This window comes from Nitrobacter sp., from assembly GCF_051535215.1.
Taxonomy (GTDB): domain Bacteria; phylum Pseudomonadota; class Alphaproteobacteria; order Rhizobiales; family Xanthobacteraceae; genus Nitrobacter.
In genome coordinates this window covers 63,577-87,784 of sequence record NZ_JBPPLY010000008.1, presented here as the reverse complement: position 1 = coordinate 87,784, position 24,208 = coordinate 63,577, and the positions used below count along the sequence as shown (strand labels likewise).

The following is a 24,208-nucleotide window of genomic DNA, read 5'->3' as shown; positions in this document are numbered from 1 at the left end:
TCAACGGGCAACCGAGGCGATAGTGGATGCCCTACGCGTATTCGTGGGGCCGATGATCAATTGATCGGAGTTGATTTGAAATGGGCGGGGCGACCAAATCGAGAGGTCCATCTTACTATACCAAAGTGATGATCATCGCGCTCGTCATTGCGATAGTGGTTATCACCATACTCAGCTTCACTTTGCCCTACGGGTCGGCAGCGGCAGCTTTGCTGCTGGATCATCAGAAGTACAGCATCTTCCCCTATCCCTTTACGATCCAGAATGCGACCTACCTGATATTCGCGGCAGGCCTCGCCGATCTTTATGTGCGCTGGCGTGTCGCACAACACGAAGCCAAATTTCTCGATCTTCAGCTTTTGCCTGAAGACGACTCGTCGGTTCTTCAATTGAACGATCTGGGCCCGATCCGCAGCCGGGTGGTATCGCTTTATGATGCCGACAACGGTTTCCTGCCGTATCTGATCGACATTTCGATCACCCAGTTGCAGGCGAGCCGATCGGTCGACCAAGCCGTCGCCATTCTAACTTCGAGCCTGGATTTGATGGTCCATCGGGTCGATCTGCGTTACCAGAATGTGCGCTATATCTCCTGGTTGATCCCGACCATCGGATTTATCGGCACCGTGGTCGGAATCGCCGTCGCGCTGGAATACATCAATCCCAAGAATCCAGACATTGGCCTGGTCACGGGCGCGATGGCCGTTGCGTTCTATACGACGCTGGTGGCGCTGATTATCAGCGCCATCGTCGTCTTCGCACAGCACGCGGTTCAGAAGCAGGAGGAAAGCGCACTCAACGCCGCCGGGCAATATTGCCTAAAAAATCTCATCAACCGCATCTACATTCCCGCGAGCGCAAAATGAAACGGCCACGGCGGGAGGTTGGCGGCGGCGAAGTCGCCTTGATGGCGGTGATCACCAAGGCGATGGGCGCGTTTCTCGTGCTCGTCGTGATCATGCTGCCGCACTATATCTTGGTCGTGAACAACAGCCAGAGCGCTGACAAGGCGCAGGCGGCGATCAATCAGGCGTCATCGAGTGTCAACGAAATCGCCGAGAAGCTGAAGAAGGGCCGGTTGACCGATCAGGAGATCGACGACCTGTTGCGCAAGGTCGAATCGCTGCAAAGCGAACTCGCCGCGTTGAACGACCAGATCGCACTGCTGCGCAACGAACTCAACCAGACGCTCGCCGAAGTGCAACGGTTACGAAAGACGCGCGAGGAATTGGAAGCCGAGGTCGCACGGCTCAAGCAGGAGCTCGAAATACGCAAGACTTTCGAGCAGCCCGCAACGGTCGCCGCTATTTCATGGGCCAATTGCCCCGGCATGGTCTTCGAGCTTTACCTCTACAGCGACTACGTCGACGCCGCGACCGGCAGGAAGCAGCCGCCCCCGACCCGCCAGATCCAAGGACCATTCTGGACCGACGAACGATTTGGAGGCACGGTGGCTCCCGACCCAACACGAACGTCGGGGCATCTCTGGTGGAAGACGCCCGACAATAATGCCGCAGAAAACCTGCAACTGTGGGTCAAGCTTCGCAATCCGATCGGCCTTGCGAAGGCTGAAGCGCGCAAGTGTGATGTCGTGGCAACGCTGACAGTGAAATCTGGTCAGTATTACCAGACGAGCTTGGCCTTGTCGGATCGCGACCCTGTCAAGCTCATCTACCGGCCAAAGCGTGCGGATGGGAAGTTCGGTGATCTCGATCCCACGAAGGTGCCTTGGGATAAAATCATGTCTGACTTCATGGCATCTCCCTGCGAGACATTGCTTTGTTACACTGCGGGCCGCGGTGATGGTTTCGACGCGCCGCGCGATGGCATGAAGGAGGCGTTTATCGCCAGCATCAATACCACTATCGACGCTGGCGAGGCGCCGGCGGCGGTGTTCGACGAGATGGCGAACGGCACGGCAACCGTGAGTGATGCGTTCCGCTGGCTCTCGGTGTTTCCCGCAAAGGACCCGCCGCAATCCCCTGATGGTTCGTTGAGTTCCATCCCTCCGATCTACGAAATCGTGCAGCGGAAGGGGCCGCCCTACGCGGTTCGGAGTGAGATATTCCGACTGGTCGCGCAACGTCGCCTGACGTTTCAGGCGTTCGAGGAACGCTGGCGGGATTTAAAAGATCGCCCCACGCCAGCCGACGATCTGCCGCAGGCCGCAAAAGATCTTTTCCAGGAATTCCGCGATGTCGTTGATGCTGCCGTCAAACAGGGCGCGCTGTCATCCGATGAAGCGGGCATCTGGAAATCGTCGCTCAACGCGCCCGATGTCGCCTATATCCGCGCCGGGTTGACCGCAAGCGGCGATGCCATTCCCGACGATACCGCGATCGACCAGCAAATCCAGACATCTGCCACCGATGCGCCGAAGCAGTTCCTACGAACTCGCACAAGATCGGAACTACGAACGCCGCCCGAGCTGGTGAGCGTCATCAGGAAAATGATCCGTCAGCGTGTCTACGCCTTGGGATCCCTAAATTCCGCCTTTGTCCGTTACGAGGCTCGCTATGGCAAGTAATCGTGTCGTGTGCCCTTGGCGTTCGTGTTCCCGATCGACCCGGCCGGCTTCGCTGCGAGCATAGGAAGTGACGTCTATGTCGAACGGGGCGTCAGGACGGCTTCTTCGTTGCAGCCAAGGCCACTTCTTTGACGCTTCGAGCGCGGCCTGCCCGATTTGTGGCGAGGTTCCTGCTGCTCAGGCGGAAACGCCGTCGCCGGGCGATGGAGATTCAGCATCGCCGTCGCTCGGGCCGGGGACGCAGAAGCGCGCGCCGTCCCAACTTAACATAAAGGCCATCACCATGACGGCTGCGGCGCTGTTAGTGCTGGCAGCCGGCGCGATCCTGTTTCGGATGTCACCGTCAAACGTCGGTGATTGCGGCCGGCCGGGATGTGCGAACGAACGGCAAATGCAGGAGGCGATCAAGCGGGATGAAGCTAAGCCCGATGCCGGTAGGGATCGCATCGCGGGGCAATCTGACAAGAAGGCCGTCGTCCCTGACAACTTAACCTCGGAAAATGTCGCGCAACCGAAGCAAGGCGCCCCGGCGCAAACGGTTGTTCCTCCGGTCGCTAGGAAGCCCGTCGCGGATGCCAGCGGAAATACAAATCAGCCGGGCCAGCAGCAAGCCGCTCTGGAGCAAGCTCCGGGACGCCCGTCATCCGGTCAGCAGCCCGGATCCGCCATCGATTTTCGGGACCCGATCGCGCTGGCCTTCGAGGAGAAATACGCCCTGTCCCCGCTTGCGCGGGAATTGCTGGCAACGTCACGCGGTTATTACGCCTATGACCGTAAGGAATTCTGGCTGGCCAAGGCGTGGTTCACATCCGAGATCGCAAAAAGTAATCCGGCGGCGAACTATTGGTATGGCGTCATGCTCCAACAGGGCGATGGTGTTCAACAGGATGCTGCGGAGGGGCTTCGCCGGATGACCGTGGCGGCCGAGGCGGGCCTCTATACTGCCCAGTTGCGTCTCGCGAACATCTATCTCAAAGGCGACTATCCAGGCGTGTCGGCGGACCCCGAAAAGGGTAAGGCCTGGCTCATGCGCGCCGGCAAGGAGGAGCGTGGCGAGGCGCTGAAGCTCCTGGCGGAGCTTGGTATTCCGCATTCGGACTACGCGCCCACGGTGATAGATCTCGACCGCGCGCTCGGGCGCTCCTATGGCGATGCTTACCAGGTCGCGGTGAAATTGCTGGAGCAGAAGACCACCGCCGGTTTCCTGTGGGTCGGGAATTTCACATCGTTCGGGAGCGGCGTCCCAGCTGATCTTGCGCGCGGTCGCGAATTGATGATCGTCGCGGGGCGCCTTTATTCGCCGCCGGCCCTGGTCAATCTCGCGAACTGGTCGGCGGACGGGGTCAGGACATCGAAGAATCCCGTGGAGGCGGCGGCTCTCATCTATCTCGCCCGCGAGAACGCCATCTTCGCGGATGAGGTGCAGAGGATCGACAAGATCGTCGCTTCAATCGTTGGAGTTCTCTCGCCGGAACAATATCAGGACCTTGGCTTCCTCCTGAAGGGTATTCGAACTCTCCCAAAAAGGGCACAGACCCGGTAGTATTGGAAACGTCAGGGTGTCAGCCGGTCCATCGCCGGGCGACGTCAGAGCCGGAAGTGGGGATCGGATATGACCGTTCAAATGGCCCGATGCAGGCAGGGTCACATCTTCGACGCCGATGGTCTGTCGGCGTGCCCGATCTGCGGCGAGCCTATTGCCAAAGCGGCGAGCACGGCGAGTCAGGCCGACACTGGATTGCAATCCAACGTGGAGCCCGCGCCGAGGAGAAACGTCACGCTGCCCCTCATTGGCGCGCTGTGCTTCGGCGTCGTGCTGGCGGGAAGCATCGCATTCTGGCCGCGCGGCTCAGAGATAAAAACGGATCCCGTAGATCCGAAGAATCAAACCATAAGCGGAAGTGCCGACCAGCCTACCCAGATCAATGCCTCGCAGAAGAACGTGGAAGTCAATGCGACTGGACAGAGCGATCCGCAGCGTCAAGCCGACCAGAGAGGCACGAGTGCCAGTCAACGCGTTGAGGAGCCAGCAAAGCAGGAGATATCACCGCGTCAACCCCGGCCAATTGTGAAAGAGACCGAAATCGCACGCCTGAATCCTCAAGACGCGATCTCCAAATCAGGCGCTTCCGATGCGAGGCCGCTACCGCAGCCCAAGGATCCTTTCGCCGAACTCAGGAGCGCGCTGAATGTCAGCGAAGCGGCGCTCGATTCGACAGTCTTTGGCTTCTTGCGCGAACGCGTTCGTGAAAATCCTGACGGGGATATTGTGGCGCTGCTCGACGGCCTATCGAAGCGCGGATTAGCTCTGGCGTCGGCGGAACTGGCAAACCTGTATCTCAACGGCCGTGGCCGCGTTGCCGCCGATCATGGCATGGGCCTCGACTATCTGCGCAGGGCCGTGGACCAGGGCAATCCGAATGCGCGCATGGTCCTCGCCCGTATCTATAACGAAGGAAAACTTCTGCCAGCCAATGGCGCGGAAGCGGAGTCCTTGCTGGCCGCCGCGGGACGCGAGGCTGTCCCCGATGCACTGACCGTGCTGCGCAACGCGAAAATTGATCCGCGACAGTTAGGCCCGTCTGGTCCCGATTTGCTCGCGATGGCCGCACGGGGCGATGCAGGCGTGCAGCCAGCCGCCGAGAAATTCATCGCCGATGGATTGATGTCTGGCTATGCGGCACTGGCATGGTATGGAGCCAAGTACGCGACCGATCCAGAACTGAAAAACAAAGTTCCGTCCTTCGCGGAAAAGGCAGCGAAGGCGGGGCTGACCGCAGGCTTTCAGACGCTCGCCTATATTCATGCCGAGGGAAAGTTGGTGAAGCGCAATATACCCGAAGCCATTCTGTGGCGAAATATTTCAGTGAAGCAATGCCCGAACAAGGACGTTTGCGCCACGGAAACCGCTGAGCTGGCGGCTCTCAAGAAAATGCTGAGCAAAGATCAAATTGACCGCATCGAATCTATCAGGGACAAGGCACTAGAGAAGCAAGTGTTACACCCCGCGATGCAATAGTTAAATACACGGAGCAATCTGGGGAAAGGGGCACGGGCAACTGTGCGCCTCAACCCGAACGCTTCAGGCTAATCCGCTCCAGCAAATCGTGGGACTAAACATCTATATCCCGCCGCGGCCCAGCTTGGCTCCCCACATCGCCCCTCCATCTTCGGAACGCAGATCTGCGGCTGAAGTGAAGGCTGATGGGTCGTCAGCTTTATCTAGCTTGAAAGTATGGTGCGGACGCTCATGGCCGCTTCGAGCGGGAATCGGCGGCGCTTTCAAGTTCATAGTTCTGTAGTGAAATGGCGCACCCGACACGATTCGAACGTGTGACCCCCACCTTCGGAGGGTGGTGCTCTATCCAGCTGAGCTACGGGTGCATCGATATTCAGATAATGTGCGAGATCGAGCAGGGTCAATCCCGAAATGCAATCGAAGCGGCTGACTCAGAGCAGGCCAAAGCCTTGCCGCTTGTCGCCGTTCGTTCTCTACAACCTCCTTCCAGTTTGCTTCCGCGGTGCTTCCGTGACCTCGAAAGCGGTTTTTCTGCTTCCTTCGAGTTTCGCCAATCGCTTGGTTTCACTCACTTTTCTCGACACCCACATTCAGCAAAAAGAGCTTGCCTTTGCCTTCGGAGGGCAACGCTCTATCCAGCTGAGCTACGGGTGCCGGAGCATTCCGTTTAACCGATCGACCGGGCGTCGGCAATGTTTTGCTGCCCGCCCGTCCGGAAAATTGCCGTCGCCGGTCAATAGCCGAGCGCCACCGGCCGGAACGCCTGCAGCAGGTGCTGGTCGAGCTTGTCGCCCATTTCTTCCATCACTGCGAAGGACTTTGCGTGCGTAAACGGGAGGCGATAGGCCCGTTGTTCGACCAGCGCCGCATGGATGTCGACAATCGTGGTGAGGCGCACGATGTCGCTGATCTGATCACCGCGCAGTCCATCGGGATATCCCGAGCCGTCGAGAAATTCATGATGGTGCAGAACGACGTCAAGCACCTCCGGCGGGAAGCCTCCCTGATTCAGCAAGGCTTCGTAGCCCAGGTGCACATGGCGGCGGATTTCGGTCTTCTCCTCGTTGGTGAGTTTGCCGGGCTTGTCGAGGATCGCGACGGGAATGAACGCCTTGCCCACGTCGTGCAACAATGCGGCGCGCGCCAGCCGGCGCTGATCGTCCTCGCGAAGCCCGAGGTGGAGCGCGAAGGCCACGGCGAATCCCGTAACGAACAGACAATGACGATAAGTGTGGGTGTGATGACGGCCGACGGTGGCCAGCCATTGACGCAGCGACGTGGTCTTGATGGCTTTGAGAATCTGATCCTCAGCCTCCAGCACGTCGCTGAATGCAAGCGGAACTCCGGCCGGGAGCTGCGTGAAGATCTTCACCAGCAGGGCATGAGCCGCGGCGATGCCCTTATTCAGCGCCGTGCCGTTCGCCGTCGCATCATTGTCGTCCGGAAACGCGAGACGAATGCGTTGCAGAATGACTTGCGCGTCGAATGGCCGCGAAATCGTGTCTGTGGCGCCGAGCGCCCATGCCTGCATCGAGCCGTGGTGAAGCGCATCCGCGAGAACGAACAGCCGCGGCACCGATCGATAGGCCTCGATGCACAATTTGTCGCGCACCCGCAGCACGCTTTCGGCGGAGCGCAGATTGATGTCGACGACGATGCCGGCAAACCGGCCGGCCGGAGTGTCCGGAATCCCGGAGGTAGGACTGGTATCGACCTCGCCGACGCGCTGCAGGATCGCTCCGAGGTCGCCGCTTCGATCGCTCCGGTCGGATGCCAGGAGCAGGCGGCGCCTTGCGCGTGATCCGGTTGTGAGCGTCGTCATTGATCCTCATCGGCTGCAGTTCGCCGCTGCACGAACTTTAGCCGATAAGTAGATTCGCGAAGATTAAGTGGTATTATTAACGCCGCTATAGCGGTCCGCCGATAATTCAACGGAAAACATTCCCCTCGTTAACTTCCAGAAGGTCAGACATTCGACGGAGCCCGCAGGACAAGTTGCGACGGTGATTTGCGAAACGCCGCAAGCTTGAGCGGAATCCCGAGTGCGAATGTGTTAGGGATCGCTCATGGAAGCTGGCAGAATTCCGGATCGCGGTTTACGTGTCAGCAAGCACAAGGCGGCATCATGAAACAACGGACATTGACCTTGGCATGCGGCGTTGCGTTTCTGACGGCGTGGATCTCGCCGGGACATGCGCAGCAATCGGCAATGTTCGCTCATACGCCATCCTTTACGGCGACGCTGTCCAATAACAGGCCGCTGGCTTTCGGCATGGACGCGCCGAGCGCGGCGAATGCGCTCGGCGTGCCCCTGAACTACATCAGCGGACGTCCGGGCAACGAGGTTTTTCTGGCGTTGCGGCGTTACGGCGGCAGCGGCTTCTTCGATCGCAGGGACCGGCTTTATCTGCAATTCCGCAGGGGGCGTCTCACGGGTTGGAAGGGCGATTGGGGCCACAATTGGATGTGGCGATAACAACGAGCGCCGCGGGCGGGGAAAAATGCGCCATTCATCTTTCCGGTTTGAACGGCCGCCTCTCTCCCGGAATATTTCCATTCCCGTGCAGACCATCTAAAATCAACGAATGTGTCGTAGCCCAAGCTGGCCCCTGGCGAATGCAATGACGAGCCGATGGACCGCGAAAGCCGTGCGGGGACAGTGATGAGCGAGGACGGGGATAACACTCGATACCGCCGCAGGGGCCTGTTCGCCAAATACGTCGTGTCGCTCGTCGGACTGGTCGTGTTCGTTCTCGCGGTCAACGGCGCGCTGGAGGTCTGGATTACCTACGATCAGACCAGGACCGCGCTTGTTCGCGAGATGGCGGAGAAGGCGGATGCGACGGCGCATCGCATCGGACAGTCGATCGTGGATCTGGAACGCCAGGTGAGCTGGGTTACACGCGCCAGTGTCGTCACGGTCGAACAGCGGCGCGCGGACTACGCGGAATTGCTCAATCAGGTGCCGGCTGTCAGCCGGATCTTCCAGCTTGACGGGCAGGGGCATGAGCAGCTTCGCCTGTCGCGTCACTCGGTCTCGTTCGGCAGCGGCGCTGATTTTTCCCGCGACGTGAGATTCACGCAGGCCGTCGCCAAGGGTATCTCATACGGGCCGGTTTTCTTCCGCGAGCAACGGCCCTTCATGTCGATCGCCGTCGCTCACGCCGGCCGTGACGCCGGCGCGTCGGTCGCGGAAATCGATCTTCACTTTCTATCCGGATATATCGATGATGCGCAGACCGGAAAAATCGGTTCGGCCTATGTCGTGGACTCGAACGGCGTTCTGCTCGCCGGCTCCGACAAGGACATGCAATCCGGGAAGGATCTGTCCGCGCTGCCGCAACTCGCGGCGTTGCTGAAATCCGGCGCTGCGCCGTCCGTGTCGGGCACCAGCGGTGAAGGCAATGCCGTGCTGACCGCGTCGAGCCCGGTCCCAAAGCTCCGCTGGTTCGTGCTGTTCGAACAACCCGCAAGTCAGGCGCTTGCGCCGATCCATGATCTCTTGATTCGCATCGGCGTGCTGGTCGCCTTCGGTCTTGCGCTCGCGATCCTCGCTGGAATGCTGCTGGCGCGACGCATGCTGGTCCCGATCCAGGCGCTCAACACCGGTGCGCAGCGGCTCGGCGGCGGAGACTTCGAACACCGTATCGACGTCAGGACCGGCGACGAACTGGAGCAACTCGCCGGGCAGTTCAACAGCATGGCTGGCCAGCTTCGCGAGACCTATTCCGACCTCGAACTCAAGGTCAAGGACCGCACGCGCGAACTCGCGCAGTCGGTGAGCGAACTCAAGGCGCTCGAAGAGTTTGGCCGCGCCGTCGCCTCCTCGCTCGATGTCGACGCCGTTCTCCGCACGGTCGCCGGACGCGCGCTCGCGATCACCAAAGCAGATGCCGTACTGATCTACGGCTTCGATGCGGAAGCTCGCCGCTTTGATCTCATCGAGGCCAGCGGCATGGAGAAGCCGGCAGACGGCGATCACGGCATCATCAGCGCCGACGATGGCCTGCTGGGTCAGGCCGCCGCGACCGGCCAGCCGATCGCAATCGAAGACTTTGCAGCGTCGGACGCAAATCCGCTTAAAGATGCCGCCGCGGCCGGTTTCCGTTCCGCGCTGGCGGTGCCGCTGGTCGACCAACAAGGCGTTCTCGGCGCGCTGATCGTGCTGCGCCGGAGCACAGGCGCGTTTTCACCGAACCTGCTGGGGTTGATGCAGACATTTGCTCATCAGTCAGTGCTGGCGATGCGCAACGCGCGGCTTTTCCACGAAGTCGATCAGAAAGGCAAGGAACTCGCGACCGCGCACGGCATCGTGCAGCAGCAGGCCGATAAACTTCAGCAGCAGACCTACCAACTGCTCAACTGGAACAAGTCGCTCGAGGAGCAGGTCGGCAAGCAACTCGGGGAGATCGAGCGCATCCGGCGGCTCGAACGTTTTCTCGCACCGCAAGTCGCGCAACTCGTTGCTTCGTCCGATGGGCAGAACTCGCTGCTCGACAGTCATCGCGGCGAAGTCACGGTCGTGTTCTGCGATCTGCGCGGCTTCACGGCCTTCACTGAAAGCTCGGAGCCGGAAGAGGCGATGAACGTGCTGCGGGAATATCATGCGGCGCTGGGCGAACTGATCTTCAAGTACGAAGGCACGCTGGACCGTTACGCCGGCGACGGCGTGATGATTCTGTTCAACGCGCCGATTCCGGTCCCGGATCATACCCCGCGCGCAGTAAGAATGGCGGTGGAAATGCGGGACAGTATTGGAGTTCTGTCGCAGAAGTGGCGTAACCGCGGTCACAGCCTCGGCTTCAGCGTCGGGATCGCCGTCGGCTACGCGACGCTGGGCCAGGTCGGCTTCGAGCGCCGGCTGGAATATGCGGCAATCGGTAGTGTGACCAATCTCGCCTCAAGACTATGCGACGAAGCCAAGGCAGGCCAGATCGTGGTCAATCAGCGTGCCTACAGCATGGTGGAGCATCTCGTGGAGGCGACGGCGTTGGCACCGCTGATCCTGAAAGGCTTTCACCATCCGATCGCGGCCGTCGAGATTCACCGCTGGCAGGACCGCGCGGGCGGTGTCTCCGCACTGCGCTCGGCGGCAGGCGGCCCTGCATGAATTTTTCGATTGCGAGGCGTCCGAATGCGCCGGTTGTTGAACTGTCATCACGCCTTGAATAGGCTCACAATCCATTGATCCGCGCGATCGCAAAACCGTCGCTGCGATAGCGCTGCATTTTTCGGGAAGTATCTTTCGATGGCGATGAAATCCTTTACCCCGCATCACGTCGCGACGCGGGTGATCGCTCTCGTCGCCGTGCTCGGGACGGCGGTCGTCGCGTCTCAGGGGTTCGCGGCTGGCGACGAGACTTCGAACGGCGCAGCCGTCACCGTCCTGAAAGCCACGAGGTCCTGCTTCTCCGATACGGTCGAGGTCGCCGGAATCCTGATTCCGAAGAACGAGGCGGCCGTGCGTCCGGAGCGGCCGGGGTTGAAGGTTGCCGAGATATTGGCCGAGCCGGGACAGAGCGTTACCGCGGGGCAGGTGCTTGCCCGCCTCAACCGTCCCGAGGGAGGATCGACGCAGGTTCAGGCGCCGGTCGCGGGACTTGTCAGCGGTTCCACCGCCGAGATCGGCGCGATTGCTTCGGGCAAGGGCGAGGCATTGTTCAATATCGTCACCGGCAACGAGTTCGATCTGGTCGGCCAGGTGCCGACTGCCGATCTGGCGAAGCTGGCGGTCGGTCAGGCGGCCAAGGTCGTGGTGGTCGGCGCCGGCGACATGGATGGCAAGGTCCGGCTCGTCGCGCCGACTGTCGAACCGAACAGCCAGCTCGGGCAGGTCTTCATATCCGTCGATCCGAACAGGCACATGCTGGTCAATGCGTCTGGCCGCGCGATCGTCAAGACCGGCGAGAGTTGCGGCATCGCGGTGCCGCTGACGGCGATCCTGTATGGAAGCGCGGGCACGGTTGTTCAGGTGGTGCGGCGCCAGCGGGTCGAAACGCGGCGCGTCGAGGTAGGGTTGTTGGCGGGAGGACAGGTCGAGGTTCGCGAGGGATTGTCGGATGGCGACGTGGTGGTGGCGCGCGCCGGCGCCCTGCTGCGCGAAGGCGATCCGGTCAGGCCGGTCACGGCCGACGCGAGCACGAAGTAAGCCGCTTTAGCCGCCGGCCTTGCGTGCGGCCATTGTTGCTGCGGAGCCGAACGGCACGTCTTGAGCGAGCGAGGACGATACCGTCGGAACCTGCGCCCCGTCGCTTGCGCGTGAAACCGCGATCCGCGTCTTGCTGAACACGGCTTCGGCATCGGGATTCGGCGTATCGAGGCTCTTGAGCAACTCCGCCATCAGCAGGCTGTATTGTCCGCCCGATTCGTCGACCACCTGTCCCGGCGTCGCCGACGACAGGATCAGCGCATTATCCGGCACGTTGATGGGCGCAAGGCCGTGGGAGTAGGAGCGGAAGCGCCGCTCATAGGGGTTGCGCCGCGACGCGTCGATCACTGCAAGTTTGACCTTGGCGGAGCGTGCCTTCATCGCGCCGAGAACTGCTTCGACGGACAACCCTTCACGCCGAACGTCGGCCTCCTTCCAGATCCGCGCATCGACCGGGATCATATAGCTCTCGCGGCCGGACTGGATGCCGAAGCCGCTGAAGAACAGGAGGGCCGTCGTATCGGGACCGATCTTTGCTTCCAGGCGGCGAACCGCGCTGCGCATGTCGTCGGCGTTGGCGTCCTCGACCATGATGACGTCGAAGCCGTCTCTGCGCAGGATCGTCGTCAGCGCCCGGGCATCGTTGATGGACTGCTTCAGCGGCTCGTTCGCGTCCGGATAGTGTCCGTTGCCGATAACCAGCGCGACCCGCGACGGCTTGACCGCAATACTGCCGGTCGTGTCGGCGACAGTGAGAGCCTTCGCGACCTCCAGGCTGCGCTTGTTGAGCGCGGCATGGGCTCCGATCGCCAGCGACACCATCCCGACCAGGACGGCGGCCAGGGTGACCGACCGGTAGGAGAGGCGAAGCTGCCCGAATGTCATAACGATCAATTCCTGGTCATGCGAAGGCGCTCTCAAAGTCGCGCCCAACGCCGGATCGGTTTGAGGGGGATGCCTAACTGTAGCGAAGAAATACGTTCGTTCTTCGGCACTGCAACATGAAGGTCATACCCTGCACCTCCCTCATGAGCAACACGAAACCTTTATTTATTGGAAACACAATTGGTTAAGCACCTCGCGCAGGCCTCCCAACTCCGAAAATGGGCTCATCACGAGTGCCGGAGCAAGGCGGAACTTCGAGGCGATCAGCTTACTGCCGCATGGCTCTACGACGCCGTGAGAAGGGTCACGTTTGTATTTTTTGCCTATTCGTATAACTTTTCAAAGGCTTGGCTGAATCAGGCCGTCGCTGCCGCCGACGCTTGGGAGCGTAGAGGAGAATCATGACTGCTCGCCATGTCGCCGGCGCCGTCTACCGCGCGCTGACGAACCGCAAGGACGGCCCGTCACTATACGACCTCTGCGATCCACTTCTGTTGCGCCACAATGGCGGCGACGCCCACCTGGCCAAATTCTACAGAACCGCGCTGGCCAATCCCGCCCTGCGTCCGCTGTTGCGACGGGCGGGCCTGCCGGAACTGCGGGACGAGGGCCGGTTTGGGGAGCTTCAGGACGCGCTTCGGCACGCGCGGGACGATGAATGCCCGGACTGGGCGGCGATCGGCCGGCCGGTGGCCGCGTTGCTGGACACGGTCACTCTGCACCACCCCCGGCCCAAACGAACGGCCGCGGCAGGATCGCCACCGGACCTCGCCGAGATCGAACGCATCATCCGGACCTGCGGCGCGCACCTGCTACGGTCGTTTGAGAAGAACGGCTTCATCCCGACCTATGCCGCGTTCAACCTGATCGGCGATCCCGATCTGCGCGGCCGGGATTTTCTCGCGGCCCTGACCGGCCTCGATGCGCGCGGCTACAAGAACTCGACGCTGCTGTTCAATCTGGCGCGGGTCTTCATCGCGCGGTCGCCGGCGCGCGAGGTGATCAATCCGCCATGGCAAGGCATCGCCGAACCGATGTGGGAGCCGGTGCAGATCCGGCATCGCTCGGCCTATTACGACGCGTTCTTCATCGAGGCGCTGTCGAGTTTCGCCGAAACCGGTCTCGCCGCGCCCGCGGAAACCGAGGCGATCCGCCGCGCGAGCACGGAGATGGTCGATTTCTGCCTCAAGACCAGCCGCGAGGACGTGCTGTCGCGCGATGGCGAGCGCGTCAGCGTGATCACCGCGCTGGCGCCAAATCCCCATCCGCGCTTCAGCCGCTTCTTCGCGCAGATCAAGCAGGATCTCGGCTTCGGCATCTACGTTCCCGACTGCGACACCACGGCCTGCGCGTTCTCGGCCGCGACGCAAGCCGGCTCGACCGATCCGATCCTCGATCAGCCGCTGCTCGATTTCTACGCCGGCTATCAGGCAGGCGGTGGCGCCAACGAGCAGCTTGTGACCGTGCCGCTGAACGACAACGTCGATTACGACGGCGGCATCGTGACCTGGATCGACAACCTCGCGGGCGACCGCCCTTACGGCAACGATCTCGATCCCACCCTCAATCTCGATGTTCTCGAAGTCAGCTTCCGCAATTGTTCGCGGTGGCGCGTTCTCGAAACGCCGCGCCGCCTGCAGACGGTGCAGCGGATCATCGGCTTCCAGAGACGGCTGGTGGAAAGCGGCGCGTTCAGCGATCCCAGGTCCCATATCTACTATCTGCCCGAACTCTACTGCGCCTACTTCGGGCGCTGCCACGCGGCATTCGCGGCGCTGCCCCCCGCCGCCCGCCGGGCGATCGATCCCGATGAGAGCTTCGGATATATCCGAGGCCGGGTTCTGGCGTATGTGCAGGACACGTTGATGCCGGCCGAGATGAACGCCTTCGACGCCGCGCTGGCGCTGATCGCGCTGGGCCATCTCGGCGCCGACGCGGCCGCCTTCACGCCTGCGCTCAACTGCATCGTCGCCAATGCCGGCGAGGGCGGGCGACGCGGACCTTTCAAGGCCTACGAGTGGAACAAGATGAAAACGCCGACGCGCATTGTGGTGGGGGGGCCCGAAGTGACGTCGGCCTTCGTGCTGATGGGGCTCGCGCTGGCCCGCAAGGCGCTGCGACCGCCGGCAAAACGGTAGGTCTCGCAGTTCCATGGATGCGCATGTATAGGATGACCGGTGCGGTTGGGTCGTCAGCGGCGGGATCGTCCGTTTCAACGCAAGGAGAGCAGCATTGTGGTGACCGCCATCGAGACGATCGAGCAACTCGAGGCCATCTACGGCCAGCCCGGCGAGGCGGCAACCATCAAGGTGGCCTACAGAATCACGCCGTCCTATCGCGCGCTGATCGAAAGTTCGCCCTTTGCTATATTGGCGACCTGCGGCAAGGAGGGGCTTGACTGCTCGCCGCGCGGCGACCTGCCGGGCTTCGTTCGCGTGCAGGACGACCTCACCTTGATCATCCCTGACCGGCGCGGCAACAACCGTATCGATTCGCTGCGCAATCTCATACGCGATCCCAGGGCGGCGTTGCTGTTCCTGATCCCGGGATCGGGCACAACCTTGCGGGTCAACGGCCGTGCGCTGGTGTCGGCCGATCCCGGACTGCTGGCGTCGTTCGGGGTCGAAGGCAAGACGCCGCGCTCGGTCATCGTCATGACCGTCGAAGAGATCTACTTTCAGTGCGCGCGCGCCATCATCCGTTCGCACCTCTGGGATCCCGCCCGCCACGTCGACCTCAAGACCTTGCCGACGCCCGGTGAAATCCTCGCGGAGATGAGCAAGAGCCGCGTCGGCGGCGAGGAATACGACAAGGCATGGCTCGAGCGCGCGCGGCAGACCATGTGGTAGGCGCGTGCTTGAAGCCGTTCCGTGAAGCCTCCTGAAGATCAGAGTGCGGGCATGATGGCGACGCGCGGCGGCATTCAGTCAGATCAATTTCGCCGAAAAATGCTTTAACGGCCGAACAACTGCTTCATGATCTCATCGACGGGTGGCGGCTTGTCGTGGGACGATGGGTCTTGGGAAGATGGATCTTGGGAAGGCCGGCCGGCCGAGGACGGCTTGGCAGGGGCGGGGCCGGTCGCTGCGCCGAGACCCTGCCGGATCAGGCTATCCAGAGTCTCTCCGAAATCGGCACCTGATTTGTCCGGGCTTCCCGCTCCGCTTTGCCCGAACAGTCCCTGTCCCAATTCGCGGAGCTTCGCATAGGCGGCAGCGGGATCGTTCAGAATGCCGGCAACGTCCGGATAGATTAGCGGATCGTTCCACGCCCCCTGCACGACGACCGGAATGCCGAGGCCGACCGGATCGGCGTTGCCGCCTTGACCTTCAGTCGTCATGACGAGCTTCGGCTCGACCCGGAAAGCCAGCGTCTTCGAGCCGATATCGACGGTGCCGGCGCCGGTCATCCGCACCAATGGCCCGGCCAGGAACAGGTCGTTCGTGACGGCCTGTCCTTTCGCGATGGTCGCGGTCGCGCTGAGTTGCGACAGATCGGTGGTCTGATCCGGACGCTCCTGCCATCCGGACAACGTGCCCGACGTCAACGCGCGGATCATTTTCGCGATGTTGAGATTGCGGATCGCGCCGTCGCGGACGTCGATCGACGCTGTCCCGGTCAGGCTCGACACGATCGCGCGCGGACTGACGCCGGTGCCGCGCAGGTCGGCGGTGGCCCGCATCCTGCCGTCGACGTTGTCGAAACCGGCAAGGCCCGACAGCAGCGGCAGCGCGCGGACGCCGGTCACATCGGCCTTCAGCGCGTATGAGGGATTGCTCGCTTTCGCATCGATCGACAGGACGCCATTGGCTTGACCGTCATAGGCGCCGAGATTCGAAAATGTCGCCTTCAGGACTCCGCTGGCGATCGCGGCGTCGACTGCGGCCGGCGCAAAGCGTGCGTCGCCGATCTTTAGTTCGGCCGCTGAAATCGTCACTTGCGCGTCGACGTAATTGAGCCCGCTGACATCGATTGCCGTATCGCTCCAGGGCTGCGCGCCCGCTGGCGGAGCGAGAGGCTGAGGCGGCGGCGCGTCGAGGCCGAGCCGCTGAAAATCGAGATCGATCTTGACCAGGGGCTTGCCCACGAGATCGACCGATGCCCAGCCGTTGAACTTGCCGTCGTCGAGCGATCCCGACAGGCCATTGACGAGGAGCGTGTCGCCGTTGATCCGGACCTCGGCCTTCGCTGTCAGCCGGTGTGCCGGCGGGCCGGAAGCCTCGAGCGTCAACTCGGTCGGGATATTCCGACGCCCCAGCGGACCGGCGGGCGGCGTCGCAGCGATGGCGAATGTCAGCGGCCGGTCGCCGGGACGCGCATCGCCGGTGATGCTGATTTTCCGGTCGGCGCCAAGCGTCACGCTCGCGTTGACGTCGCCGACGGTCTCTTCCGAGCCGATTTGCGGATCAAAGAAAACGATCGTGCCATTGGACACCGTCATCCGCTCGATCGGAAACGCCGGCTCCCGGTCAGGCGTATTTTCAGAACGGGCCGGGCCGGCCGGAAGGCTGGTGCCGGCGCGTTCGCGCAGCATCGGCAGCCGCAGCGTCGGATGGTCTATCGCCAGCTCCGAAATTTTAGGAGCGCCCGACAGCAGGCTCGCAAATTCGAAGCCGGCGCGGACTTCTCCAACGGCAAGCCGTCCATCGCTCGCAGAACTCCCCGGCTTGTCGAGGGTGACGTTGTGCAGCGTAAGGCTCGGCGACGGCCACACCCCGATTTCGGTCCTGCCGTTGATCGTAATCCGGTAGCCGGTCTCGTGCTCGATCCGGTCCTGCACGAGCGCAGTGACGAAGCCGGAATGGGTTCCCGTCACGAACAGCACGATCAGGATCGCAATCAGGCAGATTGCAACCGCACCCGCGATTTTCAATGCTCTCATCTTGCCGTCCTGGAAAATGGGGCCTTGTTCGTGAGCCGTAAACTATATTCCGTCGTGACATCCGGATTCCAGCATTCGCAAGGAGGCTCGCTGAAACGGGACACGAATGCTAGAACCGGATGCCGGAATCTTCCGTGACTTATGACACATTCCATTGAGCGCGATCCGGCATATTGAAAGACATGACGATGTGGCACGCAGCGGCGGCATCATTCCAAGAATTTAGCTGACGACAACCTGCCGGCGTCCCGGCGGTCGGTCTCAAGGGTGAATTGCGATGAGCAAGCAGTCGGAATTCGCGGTCATTCTCAAGATGAACCCGCTGTTTTCGGATCTCGGCGCGGACGATCTGCAGCGCATGGCGGCGCTATGCCACACCGAGCAGCTCGACGTCGGCGAGGTCCTGTTTCAGAAGGGCGATGAGGGCGATGCGCTGTATGGCGTGCGCCGCGGCCAGATCCGCATCGAGACCGGCGCCTCGGACGGAGGCCGGCTGACCCTGAATTTCCAGGGGCCGGGAGACCTGTTCGGCGAAATCGCCGTGCTCGACGGGCAGTCCCGCACCGCGGACGCGGTGGCGGGCGAGCCGACCGAACTGTTCGTCCTGCGCCGCGGCGATCTGCTGGCTTTCCTGGAGCGGGAGCCGAAGATCGCGATCCGGCTGATCGAACTGTTGTGCCAGCGCATCCGCTGGATCAGCGAGCGCATGGAGGAATCGGTGCTGCAGCCGCTGCCGGTGCGGATGGCGCGCCGGCTGTGCGCACTGGCGGACGACTACGGGTCGGAGGTTCATATCTCGCAGGAGCAGCTTGGCGTCTACGTCGGCGCGGCCCGCGAGAGCATCAATCGCCAGCTTCAGCAATGGCGCAAGGACGGTATCCTCGATCTTCAGCGCGGCCGCATCCTGCTCAAGAACATGAGCCGTCTGACCGACGTCGCGCGGAATTCATAGCGCGTTGTCGAGCGAACGGCGTTCATCCTCGGATCGAGCTCCGAGGACATGCTTCGCTCGAAAACGCTACAGCCTGCCGACTATTCGCCTGGCAACCGCGCGATAGTCGGCGGCTCGTGCCTGCCGGCGGACGGCTCGGGCGCTTCGGCGCCCGATGTCAACAGCCGCTTGCCGTAGCGCCAGATGAAGGCGCCGACATCGTCCATCATCAGGAACATGGCGGGCACGAACACCAGCGACAGCAGCGTTGAAAACAGCAGACCTCCGATCACCGCGAGCGCCATCGGCGAGCGGAATTCGCCGCCTGCACCGAACGCCAGCGCGCTCGGCATCATGCCCGCGACCATCGCGATCGTGGTCATGACAATGGGGCGCGCGCGCTTCATGCCGGCGTCGATGATCGCCTCCTCGCGCGCGCGGCCTTCGCGGATCGATTCGACGGCGAATTCCACAAGCATGATGGCGTTCTTGGTCACGATGCCCATCAGCATCAGGATGCCGATCCAGACCGGCGTCGTAAGCTGCTTGCCGGTGACGAGCAAAGCCATGATCGCACCGCCGATCGACAGCGGCAGCGAGAACAGGATGGTGATCGGTTGCAGGAAGGTGCCGAACAGCAGCACCAGCACGGCGTAGACCATCATCAGGCCTGCGGTGATCGCGGTGGCGAATCCGTCCGACAGTTCGTTCAGGCTTTCAGCGTCGCCCGAAGGGTTGACCTTCACGCCCTTCGGCAGGGTTTTCATGACCGGCAGTTCGTGGATCATCCTGGTTGCGTCGCCGAGCGCGGCGGTGCCGACGAGGTCGGCAGCGACCGTGGCCTGCCGCTGCCGGTCGTAGCGGTTGATGCTGGTCGGACCCTGATCCAGCCGGATATCGGCGACCACGGAGAGCGGGACGTGGCCGCGGCCGCCCCCGATCGGCACCTGCATCTGTTCCAGCATCTTCAGATCGGCGCGTGCCTCGTCTTCTAGCTGCACGCGGATCGGAACCTGGCGGTCGCCGGCGTCGAACTTCGCCAGCGCCGGCCCGACGTCGCCGATGGTCGCGACACGGATGGTTTGCGACAGTTGCTCGGTCGAGACGCCGAGACGGGCGGCGAGGTCGGCGCGCGGCGCGATGCGCAGTTCGGGACGATCGAGCGAGGTCTCCGGCGTGATGTTGGCGAGCAGCGGAATGCGCTTCATCTGCGTGGCGAGTTCGTTGGCGACGTTGCCGACGATGCCGATGTCGGGGCCGGTCACCACCAGCGCCACCGCGCGCAGGCCGTTCTCGTCGAGGAACCAGTAGCGGATGTCGGGGATGCTTTCGAGTTCCTGCCCGATCGAGAGCTCAAGCTCGCGCTGGGTGATACCGCGATCGGACTTGGGCGTGTAGTTGATGATCAAAGACGCGCGGCGCACTTCCTGGAGGCCCGGCGGCACGCGACCGCCGTCGACGAACACGCTCCGGACCTCGGGGCGCTTGCGCAGCCGCGCCACGATATCCTCCGTCACCTTTTCGGTGTTGGCGAGTTGCGAACCCGGCGGCAGTTCCATCGCCAGCAGTGAGCGTGCGGTGTCCTGCGCGGGCAGGAAGCCCTGCGGCAGCAACTTGATGCTGAGAATCGAGGCGGCGAAGACCGCAAGCCCGATCAGGACCGTTATATAGTAGTGCCGCACCGACCAGGTGACGAGGCCGGCATAGGCGCGCAGCACGCGGCCGGGCGGCGAAGGCTCATGCGGATGATCCTTCATGAAGTAGGCGGCGAGCACCGGCGTCACGAAGCGCGCGGCCAGCAGCGAGAAGAACACCTGCACCGAGACGGTGATGCCGAACTGCTTGAAAAACTGCCCGGCGATGCCCGACATGAAGCTCGCCGGCGCGAAGATCGCGATGATGGTGAGGCTGATCGCGATCACCGCGAGACCAATTTCGTCGGCGGCTTCCAGCGCGGCGCGGTAGGGCGACTTCCCCATGCGCATGTGGCGCACGATGTTCTCGATCTCGACGATGGCGTCGTCGACGAGAATGCCGGTCGACAATGTAATGGCAAGGAAGCTGACCAGGTTCAGCGAAAAACCGAGAATGTCCATCGCCCAGAAGGCGGGGAAAATCGACAGCGGCAGCGAGATCGCGGCGATGATGGTGGCGCGGATATCGCGCAGGAACAGGAAGACGATGATGACGGCGAGGATCGCGCCTTCGAACAGGGTCGAGATCGCTGCCTCATAGTTACCGTGCGTGAAATCCACCGAAGTGTCGATCAGCTTCAGATCGACATCCGGGTATTGCTCCTTCAACGCGTCGATCCGCGTCTGCACGGCCTTCGCCACCACGACGTCGCTTGCACCCTTTGAACGCTTGATGCCGAGGGCGACCACGGGCTCGCCGTTGAAGCGGGCGAAGGTCCGGCGGTCGGCGATGGTGTCGGTCACCGTGCCGAGATCGTCGAGCCGCAGTTCGCCGCCGGCCGGTAGCGAGATCATCGTTCCCGCCAGCTCGCTGATGGTCTTGGCGCTTGCGAGGGTCCGGATGACCTGATCGCTTTGTCCGATCTCCGCCCGCCCTCCGGCGACGTCGACATTGGTGCCGCGCAGGCGCTGGTTGACGTCGACCGCCGTCAGACCCGCAGCCCGCAGCCGATCCGGATCGAGCGATACCAGGATTTCGCGCTCGACGCCGCCGATGCGCTCGACCTGCGCGACGCCGCGCACGCCCTGCAGCGCGCGCTTGACCACGTCGTCGACGAAATACGACAGTTGCTCGGGCGTCTTGCCCGGCGAGATCGCCGCGTAGGTGACGATCGGCAGTCCGATGACGTCGACGCGCTGGATCAGCGGCTCGTTGACGTTTTGCGGGAGATTGGCGCGGACGCGCGTCACCGCGTCCTTGACGTCGTTCAGCGCCCGGTCGGTATCGGTCTCCAGCGCGAACTGGATCGTGGTTACCGACAGGCCGTCGGTGATCGACGACGAAATATGCCGGACGCCTTCGACGCCCGAAACGCCGTCCTCGATGGTCTTGGTGACCTGCGCCTCGAGTTCGGCTGGCGCTGCGCCGAATTGCGAAACGGCGACGGAAATAACAGGAATATCCGCGCTGGGTAATCGCGTGATCGCGAGCCGGGTGAAGCTGACCCACCCCAGCAACAACAGGATGATCGAGAAGACGACGGAGGGAAGCGGGTGCCGGATCGACCAGGCGGAAACATTGAGGGTCATCAACGGGCTCGCGATCGATCGAGATCATCGGCGAACATGGCCTTGACCCTGTCGCCGTCATGCAGCGACGTGCCGGCATCGGCCACGACGATATCTCCGACTTTCAAACCCTCGAGGATTTCGACGGCGGTGTCGGACGTCAAGCCGGCGCGAACGCGCCGCGTCTCCACGATATCTCCGTTCACCACCTGAACCGTCAGATGATCGATCGCGGAGCGGGGAATGGCCACGCCGCAACTGCGTCTGGCGTCGATGCTGACGCGCGCGAACATTCCGATCCTGAAGGTCCGGTCGGCGTTCAGCGACAGCCGGACGTGACCCATCTGGGACTTGCGGTCGATCTCGGGTGACACCAAGCGGACACGTCCGACCAGGTCGGGCCCATCCTCCCGGCTGATGCGTGCGCTCGCGCCGGGATTGAGCTTGAGCACATGGATCGAGGGCACCTCGGCATCCAGTTCGATCTCGTTGTTGATCGCGATCCGAAACATCGGCGGAGCCTGTGGCGAGGCCGGCGCTCCGACGGCGGTGCGAACCTCGGTTACGAGACCGGCCGCCGGAGCACGCAGGACGACAGGTCCCGATTTGCCGGGAGGCGGCGTCAGCCGGGCCAATTCCTGATTCATCGCGACCATGTCGCCTTCGCGCACCAGAACGTCGGTCACGCGTGATGCTTCCTGGTCCGGAATGACTACCGCTTCCTGGCGCGGAACGGCGAAGCCGGTCACGCGGACCAGGTCGGAAAAGCAGGCATTGGCCGCGCGGGCCACGGTCACTGGAACGCCCCCCGAAAGGCTGCCGTCGTCCGCGGAGCGCGACGGACCGACGACACCGATCGTCGCCGCCAGCGCGCCGAGCAACAGACCGGTGAAGGCGACGTTTTGCGGTTGAACCAACAGCATCAGCGCACGCCGTAACCGGCGAATTCCTTCTCGATGTCGGGATCCATCGCCTTGGCATTGGCGATGTCCAGATTTCCCTCGGCAACGGCGCCGCTGCGCTGTCTGGCGAGGCCTCTTCCGTAAAGCGATGAGGTCAATCTCGGGTTGATCTTGAGCGCGGCATCGAAGTCGGCGATCGCGTTCTTATTCGCGCCGCTCTTGAGGTTGAGCAGGCCGCGGCTGTCCAGCGCGTCGACGAATCCCGGCCGTAGCCTCAGCGCCTCATCGCAGTCGCGCCGTGCGGGTTGCAATTCGCCGATCACGGTCCGGGTCCAGCAGCGATTGTTGTAGGCCTCGGCGTCCTTCGGATTGAGCCGGATCGCCGCATCGAAATCCTTGATCGCGGGAGCGTAGGCCCCTTTGCTGGCATAGACCTGTCCGCGCCGGTACAGCGCGTTGGCGTCTTTTGGATTGGCGGAGATTGTGGAGGTGAGCGATTTGATCGTCGGATCGTCGGCCAGCGCGAGCGTGGTCTTCGCATCAACCTGCGTCGGCGCCTGCGTCGCGGCTGCAGGTTCCGCGACATGAGCGGGTAGCGGTTCAGCGGGCGGCGGTGCGTCCGCCGGCGGTTTCGAAACAACGGCGGGTGGCGTTGGGGGAGCGGATGCGACGGGTGGTGGTGCGGGCGCAGGCGCGACCGGCGGCTGCGCTGTGATGGGCTCAGCTTTCGAACGAGGCGGCAACGGTGGCGCTGCGGCGACGTCGGGCGCGCTATGCTGGCCGGGAATGAAATAGAAATCTTCTGCCAGAGACGACGAAATCCACGGCACCTGCTCGGCGCGCGACGCCCGGGTCACGCCGACGCGGGTACGGTTTAGCGTTTCCTCAGCGGTCAGGTCGGGAACGCGAATCTCCTTCAGCAATTCGCCGACGAACAGGCTGTGATCGGTGCTGGTGTCGCCGACCACCGAACTCAACGCCGCCGAATACATCACCAGCGTGCCGCTCGGCGCGATGACCGGCGCCAGACCCGCCGAAAAGCTGCGGAAGCGGCGCTCGAACGGATTGCGGCGCGATGCGTCGATCAGCGCGATCTTGACGCCGGCGCCGCGGTTGTTGATCTCGCCCAGGATGGTCTCCAGGCTGAAGCCGTCGCGGCGAACGTCCGCTTCGGTCCAGATCTGCGCATTGACCGGTATGAGAAAGCTCTGGCGTCCGGACTGGATGCCATATCCGCTGAAGAAGATCAGCGCGACGCTGCCGGGCTTGATGCGGCCGTAAAGACGTTGAAGCGCGTGGCGCATGGCTTCGCCGGTCAAATTCTCGCCGGTCTCGACATCGAACCCGTCATGCTTGAGTTCGTCGGCAACGTCGCGGACATCATTGATCGGCTCCTTGAGCGGCGTTTCGCTATCGGGATAGCTGGCGTTGCCGATCACGAGCGCGATCCGCGCGCTGCCCTTTTCCGTCGCGGCCGATGCAGCCGCCGGCGCCATCGCCGGCAGCATCGTGAGTATCAACACCGCCACGCCAGCAGATCGAAGGTTCATGCGACGCCAGTCCACCCGTCAGATGCCGTTTCAGTCCGCGCCGTTACGACCTTATATGAGGCCATCGGCGTTTTCAAACCGGCGGCGTGAGGCTTGTTAACCTCCGGCGAATATCGCGCGTGCTGCGTCGATCGACCGCATTCGCGCCTCATGGCGTGGGC

16 protein-coding genes and 1 tRNA gene are annotated in these 24,208 nt (G+C 62.6%); 10 read left to right on the top strand and 7 right to left on the bottom strand.

Annotated elements, in window-relative coordinates; translation table 11 throughout:
• Positions 1-80 precede the first annotated feature (80 nt).
• The 4 genes from ACS3WB_RS10165 to ACS3WB_RS10150 all read left to right on the top strand — a co-directional run bounded on the left by ACS3WB_RS10165 (position 81) and on the right by ACS3WB_RS10150 (position 5,546).
• Positions 81-866 (top strand): MotA/TolQ/ExbB proton channel family protein, encoded by a 786-nt coding sequence (locus ACS3WB_RS10165; protein WP_438275444.1) that lies wholly within the window; start codon positions 81-83, stop codon positions 864-866.
• Complete coding sequence (locus ACS3WB_RS10160) at positions 863-2,527, top strand: hypothetical protein (RefSeq protein ID WP_438275443.1); 1,665 nt, start codon at positions 863-865, stop codon at positions 2,525-2,527. Before ACS3WB_RS10165 ends, ACS3WB_RS10160 begins: the two co-directional genes overlap by 4 nt.
• A 391-nt stretch (positions 2,528-2,918) precedes the next feature.
• On the top strand, positions 2,919-4,070 hold the full coding sequence (locus tag ACS3WB_RS10155) for a tetratricopeptide repeat protein (protein WP_438275442.1): 1,152 nt from the start codon (positions 2,919-2,921) through the stop codon (positions 4,068-4,070).
• 69 nt (positions 4,071-4,139) lie between these two features.
• Positions 4,140-5,546, top strand: a complete 1,407-nt coding sequence (locus tag ACS3WB_RS10150; protein ID WP_438275441.1) for a hypothetical protein — start codon at positions 4,140-4,142, stop codon at positions 5,544-5,546.
• 288 nt (positions 5,547-5,834) lie between these two features.
• Here ACS3WB_RS10150 and ACS3WB_RS10145 read toward each other — a convergent pair.
• Positions 5,835-5,911: transfer RNA gene (locus ACS3WB_RS10145), tRNA-Arg, on the bottom strand.
• A gap of 368 nt (positions 5,912-6,279) precedes the next feature.
• Positions 6,280-7,368, bottom strand: a complete 1,089-nt coding sequence (locus ACS3WB_RS10140) for an HD-GYP domain-containing protein (protein ID WP_438275440.1) — start codon at positions 7,366-7,368, stop codon at positions 6,280-6,282.
• Between the two features lie 303 nt (positions 7,369-7,671).
• On the opposite strand from ACS3WB_RS10140, the gene ACS3WB_RS10135 reads away from it, so the two are divergent.
• From ACS3WB_RS10135 to ACS3WB_RS10125, 3 genes are all read left to right on the top strand, one after another.
• Complete coding sequence (locus ACS3WB_RS10135) at positions 7,672-8,022, top strand: hypothetical protein (protein WP_438275439.1); 351 nt, start codon at positions 7,672-7,674, stop codon at positions 8,020-8,022.
• A 186-nt stretch (positions 8,023-8,208) separates the two neighbouring features.
• On the top strand, positions 8,209-10,656 hold the full coding sequence (locus ACS3WB_RS10130; protein ID WP_438275438.1) for an adenylate/guanylate cyclase domain-containing protein: 2,448 nt from the start codon (positions 8,209-8,211) through the stop codon (positions 10,654-10,656).
• A 138-nt stretch (positions 10,657-10,794) separates the two neighbouring features.
• Positions 10,795-11,694 carry an efflux RND transporter periplasmic adaptor subunit gene (locus tag ACS3WB_RS10125; protein WP_438275437.1) on the top strand — a complete coding sequence of 300 codons (900 nt, stop codon included), beginning with the start codon at positions 10,795-10,797 and terminating at the stop codon, positions 11,692-11,694.
• A 6-nt stretch (positions 11,695-11,700) separates the two neighbouring features.
• Here the strand turns inward: ACS3WB_RS10125 and ACS3WB_RS10120 are convergent, their stop codons facing one another.
• The gene (locus tag ACS3WB_RS10120) at positions 11,701-12,579 is read right to left on the bottom strand and encodes a caspase family protein (protein ID WP_438275436.1); all 879 of its coding nucleotides are present in this window, start codon (positions 12,577-12,579) and stop codon (positions 11,701-11,703) included.
• A 401-nt stretch (positions 12,580-12,980) separates the two neighbouring features.
• Between ACS3WB_RS10120 and ACS3WB_RS10115 the strand changes: the two genes are divergently transcribed.
• Positions 12,981-14,717: a hypothetical protein gene (locus tag ACS3WB_RS10115; protein ID WP_438275435.1), complete on the top strand. Its 1,737-nt coding sequence runs from the start codon at positions 12,981-12,983 to the stop codon at positions 14,715-14,717.
• Between the two features lie 99 nt (positions 14,718-14,816).
• Complete coding sequence (locus ACS3WB_RS10110) at positions 14,817-15,428, top strand: pyridoxamine 5'-phosphate oxidase family protein (protein WP_438275434.1); 612 nt, start codon at positions 14,817-14,819, stop codon at positions 15,426-15,428.
• A 104-nt stretch (positions 15,429-15,532) separates the two neighbouring features.
• Here ACS3WB_RS10110 and ACS3WB_RS10105 read toward each other — a convergent pair whose 3' ends face one another.
• Positions 15,533-17,461, bottom strand: coding sequence for an AsmA family protein (locus ACS3WB_RS10105; protein WP_438275433.1), 1,929 nt, complete (start codon positions 17,459-17,461; stop codon positions 15,533-15,535).
• Positions 17,462-17,738: 277 nt separating this feature from the next.
• Here ACS3WB_RS10105 and ACS3WB_RS10100 point away from each other — a divergent pair, with 277 nt between their 5' ends.
• Positions 17,739-18,413, top strand: coding sequence for a Crp/Fnr family transcriptional regulator (locus tag ACS3WB_RS10100; protein WP_438275432.1), 675 nt, complete (start codon positions 17,739-17,741; stop codon positions 18,411-18,413).
• An 80-nt stretch (positions 18,414-18,493) separates the two neighbouring features.
• Here ACS3WB_RS10100 and ACS3WB_RS10095 read toward each other — a convergent pair whose 3' ends face one another.
• Genes ACS3WB_RS10095 through ACS3WB_RS10085 form a run of 3 tightly spaced genes read right to left on the bottom strand, consistent with a single transcriptional unit; the run spans position 18,494 to position 24,047 of the window.
• Complete coding sequence (locus ACS3WB_RS10095) at positions 18,494-21,616, bottom strand: efflux RND transporter permease subunit (protein ID WP_438275431.1); 3,123 nt, start codon at positions 21,614-21,616, stop codon at positions 18,494-18,496.
• Entirely contained in the window at positions 21,616-22,518 is a 903-nt protein-coding gene (locus ACS3WB_RS10090; protein ID WP_438275430.1) for an efflux RND transporter periplasmic adaptor subunit, read from the bottom strand. The genes ACS3WB_RS10095 and ACS3WB_RS10090 overlap by 1 nt, the downstream gene beginning before the upstream one ends.
• Positions 22,518-24,047 (bottom strand): caspase family protein, encoded by a 1,530-nt coding sequence (locus ACS3WB_RS10085; protein WP_438275429.1) that lies wholly within the window; start codon positions 24,045-24,047, stop codon positions 22,518-22,520. Before ACS3WB_RS10085 ends, ACS3WB_RS10090 begins: the two co-directional genes overlap by 1 nt.
• Between the last annotated feature and the right edge of the window lie 161 nt (positions 24,048-24,208).

What these genes read in the sequence shown, in the direction of transcription:
- ACS3WB_RS10165 (WP_438275444.1), top strand. Translation starts at nt 81, where the DNA reads ATGGGCGGGGCGACCAAATCGAGAGGTCCATCTTACTATACCAAAGTG.
- ACS3WB_RS10160 (WP_438275443.1), top strand. Translation starts at nt 863, where the DNA reads ATGAAACGGCCACGGCGGGAGGTTGGCGGCGGCGAAGTCGCCTTGATG.
- ACS3WB_RS10155 (WP_438275442.1), top strand. Translation starts at nt 2,919, where the DNA reads ATGCAGGAGGCGATCAAGCGGGATGAAGCTAAGCCCGATGCCGGTAGG.
- ACS3WB_RS10150 (WP_438275441.1), top strand. Translation starts at nt 4,140, where the DNA reads ATGACCGTTCAAATGGCCCGATGCAGGCAGGGTCACATCTTCGACGCC.
- ACS3WB_RS10140 (WP_438275440.1), bottom strand. Translation starts at nt 7,368, where the DNA reads ATGACGACGCTCACAACCGGATCACGCGCAAGGCGCCGCCTGCTCCTG.
- ACS3WB_RS10135 (WP_438275439.1), top strand. Translation starts at nt 7,672, where the DNA reads ATGAAACAACGGACATTGACCTTGGCATGCGGCGTTGCGTTTCTGACG.
- ACS3WB_RS10130 (WP_438275438.1), top strand. Translation starts at nt 8,209, where the DNA reads ATGAGCGAGGACGGGGATAACACTCGATACCGCCGCAGGGGCCTGTTC.
- ACS3WB_RS10125 (WP_438275437.1), top strand. Translation starts at nt 10,795, where the DNA reads ATGGCGATGAAATCCTTTACCCCGCATCACGTCGCGACGCGGGTGATC.
- ACS3WB_RS10120 (WP_438275436.1), bottom strand. Translation starts at nt 12,579, where the DNA reads ATGACATTCGGGCAGCTTCGCCTCTCCTACCGGTCGGTCACCCTGGCC.
- ACS3WB_RS10115 (WP_438275435.1), top strand. Translation starts at nt 12,981, where the DNA reads ATGACTGCTCGCCATGTCGCCGGCGCCGTCTACCGCGCGCTGACGAAC.
- ACS3WB_RS10105 (WP_438275433.1), bottom strand. Translation starts at nt 17,461, where the DNA reads ATGAGAGCATTGAAAATCGCGGGTGCGGTTGCAATCTGCCTGATTGCG.
- ACS3WB_RS10100 (WP_438275432.1), top strand. Translation starts at nt 17,739, where the DNA reads ATGAGCAAGCAGTCGGAATTCGCGGTCATTCTCAAGATGAACCCGCTG.
- ACS3WB_RS10095 (WP_438275431.1), bottom strand. Translation starts at nt 21,616, where the DNA reads ATGACCCTCAATGTTTCCGCCTGGTCGATCCGGCACCCGCTTCCCTCC.
- ACS3WB_RS10090 (WP_438275430.1), bottom strand. Translation starts at nt 22,518, where the DNA reads ATGCTGTTGGTTCAACCGCAAAACGTCGCCTTCACCGGTCTGTTGCTC.
- ACS3WB_RS10085 (WP_438275429.1), bottom strand. Translation starts at nt 24,047, where the DNA reads ATGAACCTTCGATCTGCTGGCGTGGCGGTGTTGATACTCACGATGCTG.